The sequence below is a fragment of the Corallococcus sp. CA054B genome, from assembly GCF_003611625.1.
In the GTDB taxonomy this organism is placed as follows: domain Bacteria; phylum Myxococcota; class Myxococcia; order Myxococcales; family Myxococcaceae; genus Corallococcus; species Corallococcus coralloides.
In genome coordinates this window covers 1-8,841 of the sequence record NZ_RAVY01000289.1, presented here as the reverse complement: position 1 = coordinate 8,841, position 8,841 = coordinate 1, and the positions used below count along the sequence as shown (strand labels likewise).

Here is an 8,841-nt window from a genome sequence, read left to right as displayed (position 1 = left end):
CTCAAGGACTCCAGCTGGCGGGTGCGCTGGGCCGCGGTGCGGGCAGGGGCCCGGAGCCGCGGCCTGACGGAGCGGCGGGCCCTGGCGGATTGGATCATGGACACCCCGCCGGACGCGGACCTGGGGGCCTGCCTCACCGCCGTCCGGGCCGCCGCCGATTCCGGCCGGTCCACGGCGGACTTCCTGCGGGAAGCGGGCGCACGGGGGCCTTCCGCCGCGGCTCGGGTCTGGGCGAAGCGGGACGCCGTCCGGCAGTCGCTGTCGCTGGAGATGTTCTCGCAGGAGCCGTCCGTGCGGCTGCCGGCGCTGTTGCACCTGGCCACCTTCCAGGGGCGGTCCGCGACGCGCGTGGTGCTGGACGCGGTGGCTTCGCGGCCCGTCGCCGGTGATGCGGTGATGGCGGAGCTGCTCTTCGCTGTCGCCGAGCGGCAGCATGCGTCCGTGGGCCGGCTGCTCCTCACGGAGGCGAAGCCCCCGGACGAGGCGGTCATCAACCGGCTCTTCGCCGTGTACTCGCGCGAGTTGGACACGCTGCGGCCGGAGCTCACCTCCGCTCAGGTGCAGCGCCGGCGCACGGCGGTGGCCACCCTCCGCCGCTACGGTCCGCTGGCGAAGCGGGAGCTGGAGGCGGCGCTGGGGGACGACGACGGCCGGGTCCGCGAGCTGGCGGCGCGGGGCCTGGCGGAGTCCGCCGGGAAGCCCCTGCGGGACGTGGCGCTCCAGGGCGTGAAGGACGCGGAGTCCGCGGAGGCCGCGCGGCCGTGGCTGGGCGCGATGGCCCATGAGAAGGGGTGCTTCACCTTCCTGCGGGACGTGGCCGAGGGGCGCAACGCCCGGACTCCAGAGGTGCAGGGGGAGGCGGTGGCGTTCATGGGGGACTGCACGGAGGGCCCGGCCCCCACGCGGCGGCTGGCACCCTTCCTCTCGTCGAACGTGACTCCGGTGCGTGCGGGCGCGGTGCGCGCGCTGGGGGGGCTGCCCCGGAATGGCGACGCGATGGCGCTGGCGGCGAAGGCGCTGGAGGACGGCGCGCCGGAGGTGGTGGTGGCCGCGCTGGACGTGCTGTCCGCCTACCGGCAGCCGTCGCGCGGAGACGAGGCGGCGGGCCTGCTGGAGTCCGAGCACCCGGTGGTGCGCGCGGCGGCGGCGAGGGCGCTGGAGTTCGTGGGCCGCACCTCCCACGTGCGTGTCCTGGCGGACCGCCTGCGTGGGGATCCGGTGGTGGACGTGCGCATCGCGGCCGCGAGGACGTTGAGCACGCTGGGCGGGCCCCATGCGGTGTCGGCGCTGAGCGAGGCTGCGGCGCACGACGCGGACACGCACGTGAAGCACGTGTCGGCGGAAGGGCTGCGGCGGCTGGGCTTCGGACGCTGAGGGCTGGAGGCGGAAGGGCCGTGGAGCACGGCCTTCCCCCTGAAGCTCACGGGCCGCTGATGGCCTTGGCGTCCACGCGGTTCCGGCCCGCGTGCTTGGCCCGGTAGAGGTACTTGTCCGCGGCGGAGATGAGGTCCTCCGGCTGGGAGAAGTCCGAGTCCAGCAGCGTCGCCACGCCCAGGCTGATGGTCACCTTGATGGGCGTGCCGCTGAAGATGAAGTCCGCGCGGTCCACCGCCACACGGCAGCGCTCCGCGCACGCCAGGGCCGCGTCCTCCGCGGACTCGCGCAGCATCAGCGCGAACTCCTCGCCGCCGTAGCGCGCGAGCAGGTCCTCGGTGCGCACCGTGTCCGCCACCCGCTGCGCGATGCGCGTCAGCACGAAGTCTCCGGCCGGGTGGCCGTACACGTCGTTGATGCGCTTGAAGTGGTCCACGTCGAAGAGCACCAGCGACAGCGGCACGCGGTGGCGCAGGCAGTACGCGAACTCCTTGCGCACCGTCTCCATGAAGTACTTCTTGTTGTAGACGCGGGTGAGGCCGTCGCGCGTGGCGGACTCGTAGATGCTGCGCTGGTACTGCTCCTCCAGAGCGTCCTGGATGCTGAACTTCAGCACCGTGTTGGAGCCGATCTGGATCTTGTCGCCGTCATACAGCGGCGCCGCGCTCACCTTCAGGCCGTTGAGGTACGTGCCGTTGGTGCTGCCCAGGTCCACGAGCTGGAAGCGGCCGTCGCCAATGGCGACCACCTTCGCGTGCTTGCGCGAGATGCCGTCGTCCTCGACCTGGAACTGGGCCTCCGAGCTGCGGCCCAGCACCACCTCTGAACGGTCCAGCTTGAACATCCGCCCGATGCCGGCGGCGGACTTGGCGCTGATCACGATCAGATAGGCGCTCTGCTGCTGGGCGCTGCCCAGCAGGTCCGAAATCGAATGGACGGAAGTTTTCTCCTCGGACATCGCGCCTCCCATCTTACGGGCCGCCTTTTCACGGCGGCAAGCACACCCACGCTCCTTTCACGCACCCGGTGTCAGCCGACCCGCCCCACCCGCGCCGGCCGGCGCCTGGGTTTCTCCGGTGGAGGAACTGTCGGCCGCCCGACGGACAGCTCGCCGGCCACGGGCGTCCGGAGGAAGCGGGAGAGGGCCTCGCCCCCCCGGGGGTGCTCCGCCAGCCCCTGCATCAGCTTCACCAGCGCCGCGGACGGGGTCATGTCCGCGCCCCCCACCGCCCCTTCCGCCAGTGCCTTGGCCCCGGACTCATAGAGCGTGAGGTCCACCCCGTTGCGGTACGACTGGCTGACCACCAGCACCGGGACGCCCCGCTCCCGCGCCTGGACGAAGAGCGGCAAGAGCGAGCGGCCCAGCTCCGGCGCGATGGGCACGTTGCCCGCCCCGTACGCCTCCACCACCAGCCCCTTCACGTGCGGCAACAGCTGCAGGGGCAGGGCCGGGTCCAGCCCCGGGTACACCTTCAGGAGGAAGACGCGCGGATCCAGCTTGTCGTGGAGCCGGAAGGGGCCCCGGGACACAAGGCCCTTCTCGAAGGTGGCGTCCACGCCCAGCGTGCCCAGCACCGGGAAGTTGGGGCTTTCGAAGGCGTCGTACTCGGCCACCTTCACCTTGCGCGTGCGGTTGCCCCGGTACAGGTGCGAGTCGAAGCAGATGGTCACCTCGCGCGGACCCTGGAGCGCGGAGAGCACCGCGTCGATGAGGTTCAGCCGCGCGTCCGAGCGGATCTCCCCCAGGGGCCGCTGCGAGCCCGTCAGCACCACCGGGCAGGGCGGGTTTCGCAACATGAACGACAGTGCACTGGCCGTGAAGGCGAGCGTGTCCGTTCCATGGGTCACCACCGCCCCGTCGAAGTCCGGCAGTCGACGGTGGAGGTGGGCGGCCATCCGGCTCCAGAGCTCCGGCTGCATCTCCGAACTGTCCAGGTTGGAGAACAGCTCCAGTTCGATGTCGGCCAGCTGGAACAGCTCCGGGGCGCGCTTGCGGAGCGTCTGGAAGAAGGCCGCGGGACGCAGGGCGGAAGGCCGGCCACCGGCCATTCCGAGCGTGCCTCCCGTGTGCAACATCAGGACTCTGGGCATGGGCGAAGGGCCGTCTGCCAAAGGCCGCCTTGCTTTACAAGCCCGGCGCGCGTGGCTAAACCCCGGAGCCGTGATCCTCCCTCGATGGATGCGTGTTGCTCCCGTGCTGGCCGCGGCGACCCTGATGGGCGCCAGCTGCGCCAAGAGCGCGGAGGTTCCGGCCACCCCCAAGGCCCCGGCGGCCGCCGCTCCGGCTCCTGCCCCCGCCGCTCCGGCCCCCAATCCCGCCGCGGAGGCGCCGTCGGCGGATCCGGCCCAGGTGCTGACGGGCATCCCCGGCATGGACTTCTCCGCGCTGCCGCCCGCGGCCAAGCGCGAGCTGGCCACGGTGTTCAGCGACGAGTTCTGCTACTGCGGCTGCCCCCACTCGCTGGGCGCGTGCCTCAAGCAGCACACGCCCTGCAAGCACGCGAAGCGGATGGCGCGGCTGTCCGCCCGGATGGTGGCGGAGGGCGGGCCCGCGAGCGAGGTCATCGTCACGCTGTCCAAGTACTACGCGTCCTTCCGCGAGCCGCGCGTGCAGCTCAAGGTGGATCCGCGCATGTGCCAGGGCGACGCCAACGCGCCCGTGACGGTGGCGGAGTTCTCCGACTTCGAGTGCCCCTTCTGCGGCAAGGCGCGGCCCATCCTGGAGGGCTTCGCGAAGAAGCACCCCAGCGAGGTGCGCTTCTGCTACCTGCCGTTCCCGCTCTCCATGCACGCCAACGCCGTCCCCGCGGCGCAGGCGGTGCTGTGGGCGCGCGACCAGGGCAAGTTCTGGCAGATGCACGACGCGCTCTTCGGCCAGCAGAACAACCTCAAGCCGGAGGCGCTGCCCGCGCTGGCGAAGTCGGTGGGGCTGGATGGGGACAAGCTGGCCGCCGTGCTGAAGACGGATCAGTACAAGGACGAGATTGAAGGCTTCCAGGCCCAGGGGCGCAGGGCGGCCATCAACAGCACCCCGTCCGTGTTCTTCAATGGACGTGCCTACGAGCTGGGCTTCCAGGAGGGGCAGCTGGAGCACAGCATGGAGGACGAGGTGGAGTGGCGCGCGAACAACAACGCGTGGGCCGCTGACTGACCCTTCGATGACCCAACGCTTCCGCATCGATGGCGCCGCGCAGCTGGTCCCCGAGGACCGCACCGGCATCCCCGCGCTCGCGGGACGCTCGGGGACGTACGCGCTGATGCCCACCGCGCCCGACCTGCTGGTGTTCTCCCGCACGCCGCCGGAAGGGGGCTCCATCCCCACGCCGCGCGTGGTGCTTTCGGGGGACGCGGGCGGCTTTCCGCTGTCAGACCTCATCGCGTTCCTCAGCCAGTCGCGCTGGAGCGGCGTCATCCGCGTGCACACGCCGGGCGGCGAGCGGTCGCTCACGCTGCGCGAGGGCGAGGTGCGCGGCGCCACCTCCGAGGAGCCCGCGGACCGGCTGGGCGAGGTGCTGGTGCGGCTGGGCTACGCGGACCGCGCGCAGGTGGAGGCGGTGCTGCGCGAGCAGTCCGCGTCCAAGCTGGGCCGGGCGCTGGTGGAGAAGGGCGTGCTCCAGGCGCACGACCTCTTCAAGTGCGTCACGCACCAGGTGAGTGAGATCTTCCACGCCATCGTGCTGTGCCGCGAGGGGTCGTTCTTCCTCATCGACCAGCCGCTGGACGAGAAGACGGGCCACTCCCTCCAGCTGTCCACGCAGAGCCTGCTGATGGACAGCATCCGGAAGATCGACGAGATGGCGCACTTCCGGAAGCGCATCCCCCACGGCCGCATGTACGTGGCGCGCAAGCGTCCGTCCGACGGCAAGCTGGAGGAGGACGAGGACCGCGTGCTGGCCATGCTGGACGGGCGGCGCACGGTGCTGGAGCTGGGGCACGCGGCGCGGCTGTCCGAGTTCGACGTCACCAAGGTCGTCTTCCGCCTGCTGGAGGGCGGCTTCGCGGGGCTGACGGACAAGCCGGCGGGGGCTCCCGCCTCGGCCGTGGCGCCGGAGAAGACGGCCGCGCCGCGCGTGCGTCCGCCGGCGCGCGCGGCGGCTCCGGTGGATGCCCGGCCGGTGGCGCGCGTCTTCAACTTCATCTTCCGGGAGATCCGCGACGAGGTGGCCCGCTCCGGCATGGACCGCGAGTTCATCGCGGCGGCCAACGCGGCGCTGTCCAACCAGGCGCTGTCGTCGTCGCCCGTGCTGGAGGGGCTGGCGTTCGCGGCGGATGGGAGCCTGCCGGAGGGCCGGTTGATGGAGGCCTTCGACAAGCACCGCGCGCACCTGGGCAGCGAGCCGCTGGCCTCGTTCCGCCAGGCGCTGAGCGACGTGATGTTCTTCCTGCTGTTCCAGGTGGGGGAGCTGCTGGAGTCGCGCGCGGACGAGGACCTGGCCCGCCGGGTGAAGGAACTCCTGGCCACGCTCGAGGCGCCGTGACGGACACCGGCTTTCCGAGGCTGACCGCGGGCGTGCCCGGGTGCGGCGGCGCGTTCAAGCTCACCCCCGAGGACTTCGAGGTGGAGGAGCTGCCCGCGTACCTGCCGTCCGGCGAGGGCACGCACCTGTACCTCTGGGTGGAGAAGCGCGGCCGGGACACGCGCGAGGTGGTTCGCGCGCTGGCGACCGCGCTGGGCGTGCGCGAGGACGACATCGGCGCTGCCGGCATGAAGGACCGGCAGGCGGTGACGCGGCAGTGGCTGTCCGTGCCCGCGAACGCCGAAGCCCGCGTGCCGGAGTTCGCGCTGGACGGCGTGCGCGTGCTGGAGGCGAAGCGGCACGGCAACAAGCTGCGCACCGGGCACCTGAAGGGAAACCGCTTCCGGCTGCGGCTGCGCGGCGTGAAGGACCTGGGCGCCGCGCGGGAGTCCTTCTCCCGGCTGGCCGCGCAGGGCGTGCCCAACTACTTCGGGGAGCAGCGCTTCGGGCGGGCCGGGGACAACGCGGACCTGGGCCGGATGCTGCTGCTGGGGCAGCGGCTGCCGAAGCGGCCGGACCGCTTCCAGCGCAAGCTGTACCTGTCCGCCTTCCAGTCGCGCCTCTTCAACCAGGCGCTGGCCGCGCGGCTCACCGCGGGCACCTTCGCCACGGCGCTCCTGGGCGACGTGCTGCGCAAGGAGGAGACGGGCGGCCTCTTCGTGTGCGAGGCGCCGGACGTGGACGGTCCGCGCGTCGCCTCCTTCGAGGTGAGCCCGGCGGGTCCGATGTTCGGCCCGAAGATGACCGCCTCGAAGGGCGAGGTGGCGGAGTTCGAGGCGCGGCTGCTCGCGGAGGCGGGCGTCACGCCGAGTGACTTCCAGCGCGGCGGCGACGAGACGGAAGGCACGCGCCGTCCGTACCGCGTGCGGCTGGGCGCGGCGGAGCTCACGGTGGAGGGCGAGGACGCGCTGCTCACGTTCGAGCTGCCGCGCGGCGCCTACGCCACCGAAGTGCTGCACGAGCTGCTCAAGGACGGCTGAGAAGCCCCCGGAAACGACCGCGCCTCCCTGGGCGTGAGGCCCGGGGAGGCGCGTAGGGGGAACCGCTGGTCCCGCTCCGTCCTGGACGGAGCGGGGTGGGGCGCGTCACGTCACTGCCGGATGACGTTGAACTCCGTGCGGCGGTTGAGCGCGCGGCCCGCCTTCGTGTTGTTGGGCGCCACGGGCTTCGTCTCACCGAAGCCCACGGCCTCCATGCGGCCCGGGTCGATGCCGCGCTTGAGCAGCTGCGCCATCACCGCGTCGGCGCGCTTCTGGGACAGCTTCAGGTTCGCCGTGTCGTTGCCCAGCGAGTCGGTGTGGCCCTCGATGCGCATCTTGCGGATCCACGGCGCGTCCTTCAGCGCCTGCGCCACCTCATCCAGGATGGTGGTGCTCTGCTTGCCGATGATCTTCGCGGAGCCGGTGCCGAAGAGGATCTGCTTCTTGATCTCGATCCGGTCCTTCTTGACGATGACCATCTTGTACTGCTTGGCGCACCCGCGCTCCTCCTTCACGCCCGGGTCGTCAGGGCACGCGTCCAGGCGGTCCACCACGCCGTCGCCGTCGCGGTCCGGATCCGGGCAGCCGCCGTTCTCCTGCGGGCCGGACTCGTTCGGGCACTTGTCCTGCGCGTCCGGCACGCCGTCGCTGTCGTTGTCCAGGTCCGGGCAGCCGTCGTCGTCCTGGTAGCCGTCCTTGTCCTCCGGCTCGTCCGGGCACTTGTCCTTGTCGTCGTTGATGCCGTCCCCGTCCTTGTCCACGATGGGGCAGCCCAGGTTCTGCAGCGGACCCGGCTCGTTGGGGCACTTGTCCGTGCCGTCCACGATGCCGTCCAGGTCGTTGTCCAGGTCCGGGCAGCCGTCCTCGTCCTCGAAGCCGTCCTTGTCCTCGGGCTGGTCCGGGCACCGGTCCACGTTGTCCAGCACGCCGTCGCCGTCGCGGTCCTTGGGGGCCTCCGGCGGGCAGCCGTTGTTCTCCGCCACGCCGGGGATGAGCGGGCACTTGTCGGCCGTATCCAGCACGCCGTCGCCGTCGTTGTCCGGATCCGGGCAGCCGTCCTGGTCCTGGAAGCCGTCCACGTCCTCGGCCTGCTCGGGGCAGGGGTCGTCCTTGTCCAGGACGCCGTCGCCGTCGTTGTCCGTCTCCTCGATGCTCACCACCACCTGCTGCTGGGGCTGGGTGGGCTGCTGCGGCTGGTCCGGCTGCGCCTGCGGCGTCTCCGGACGGTCGCGCACCAGCACCTGGCGCGGGCCGCAGTTCTTGGACAGCTCCAGGGCGCGCTTCACCGCGGTGTCGGCGTCGCGCACGTGCTGGGCGGCGCGCGAGCTGTTGCCCTGGCTGAGCTCTCCGCGGGCGAAGTCGAGGTTGGCCTCCGCGGCGGCCAGCTCCGCGGGCGCGCAGCGCAGGGCGCCGCCACGGCGGGCGCGCTCCACGTCGGCGGTGAGCACCTCCGTGTCAGCGCGGATCTTGTTGCCGCTGACGCAGGCGAGGGAGGTGAGCAGCAGGGTGAAAAGCGCGGACTGGGTCAGACGCTTCATCGGAGAACGCTCGGGCGTCACGGGTTCTGGGGGCGGCCCTGGGAATCGCCGCTGTTGGCCGCGGACATGGCCTTCTCACGCGCCTCGTTGGCGAAGCGCGAGGCCTTCACGGCGAAGTCCACACCGGCCTGGTAGTCCGAATAGCCGACCTCCTCCCGCGCCTTCTGCAGGTAGAGGTTGGCGGCCGTCCACTCGTAGGGGGCTTCCTTCTCCGCCCCGGCGGTGCGCGCGGCCTGGATCTGCACCTCGGCGTCGAGGATGTTGGACGTGGACTTCACGGGGCCACATGCGGTCAGCACGCCCGCGAACGCCAACAGGAGCGACTGCTTCGTCATCACGGGGGCCTCGGTCGACAGAGCGGAGACAGACTGGTCGCCGGTCGTATCAATCGCCTCCGGGGGGGTCAAGAATCGGGCGGTTGGCGTGAAGCAG

At 71.6% G+C, this 8,841-nt stretch carries 8 protein-coding genes; 4 read left to right on the top strand and 4 right to left on the bottom strand.

Annotated features, from left to right (window positions below):
• The coding region (locus D7V80_RS38705; RefSeq protein WP_120592829.1) for a HEAT repeat domain-containing protein at positions 1-1,374 on the top strand (1,374 nt) is incomplete at its 5' end.
• A gap of 46 nt (positions 1,375-1,420) precedes the next feature.
• Here the strand turns inward: D7V80_RS38705 and D7V80_RS38700 are convergent.
• Complete coding sequence (locus D7V80_RS38700) at positions 1,421-2,332, bottom strand: GGDEF domain-containing protein (RefSeq protein ID WP_014395138.1); 912 nt, start codon at positions 2,330-2,332, stop codon at positions 1,421-1,423.
• 71 nt (positions 2,333-2,403) lie between these two features.
• The gene (locus D7V80_RS38695) at positions 2,404-3,465 is read right to left on the bottom strand and encodes an asparaginase (RefSeq protein WP_120592828.1); all 1,062 of its coding nucleotides are present in this window, start codon (positions 3,463-3,465) and stop codon (positions 2,404-2,406) included.
• Positions 3,466-3,553: 88 nt separating this feature from the next.
• Between D7V80_RS38695 and D7V80_RS38690 the strand changes: the two genes are divergently transcribed.
• Genes D7V80_RS38690 through truD form a run of 3 tightly spaced genes read left to right on the top strand, consistent with a single transcriptional unit; the run spans position 3,554 to position 6,871 of the window.
• A complete protein-coding gene (locus D7V80_RS38690; RefSeq protein ID WP_233586050.1) occupies positions 3,554-4,525 on the top strand; it encodes a thioredoxin domain-containing protein in 972 nt (323 codons plus the stop codon).
• 7 nt (positions 4,526-4,532) lie between these two features.
• Positions 4,533-5,852: a DUF4388 domain-containing protein gene (locus D7V80_RS38685; RefSeq protein ID WP_120592826.1), complete on the top strand. Its 1,320-nt coding sequence runs from the start codon at positions 4,533-4,535 to the stop codon at positions 5,850-5,852.
• On the top strand, positions 5,849-6,871 hold the full coding sequence (gene truD / locus D7V80_RS38680; protein WP_120592825.1) for a tRNA pseudouridine(13) synthase TruD: 1,023 nt from the start codon (positions 5,849-5,851) through the stop codon (positions 6,869-6,871). Before D7V80_RS38685 ends, truD begins: the two co-directional genes overlap by 4 nt.
• 110 nt (positions 6,872-6,981) lie before the next feature.
• On the opposite strand, the gene D7V80_RS38675 is transcribed toward truD, so the two are convergent.
• Together D7V80_RS38675 and D7V80_RS38670 are read right to left on the bottom strand one after the other, a co-directional pair.
• The gene (locus D7V80_RS38675; RefSeq protein WP_120592824.1) at positions 6,982-8,409 is read right to left on the bottom strand and encodes an OmpA family protein; all 1,428 of its coding nucleotides are present in this window, start codon (positions 8,407-8,409) and stop codon (positions 6,982-6,984) included.
• A gap of 17 nt (positions 8,410-8,426) precedes the next feature.
• Positions 8,427-8,744: a DUF4398 domain-containing protein gene (locus D7V80_RS38670; RefSeq protein WP_043321207.1), complete on the bottom strand. Its 318-nt coding sequence runs from the start codon at positions 8,742-8,744 to the stop codon at positions 8,427-8,429.
• Between the last annotated feature and the right edge of the window lie 97 nt (positions 8,745-8,841).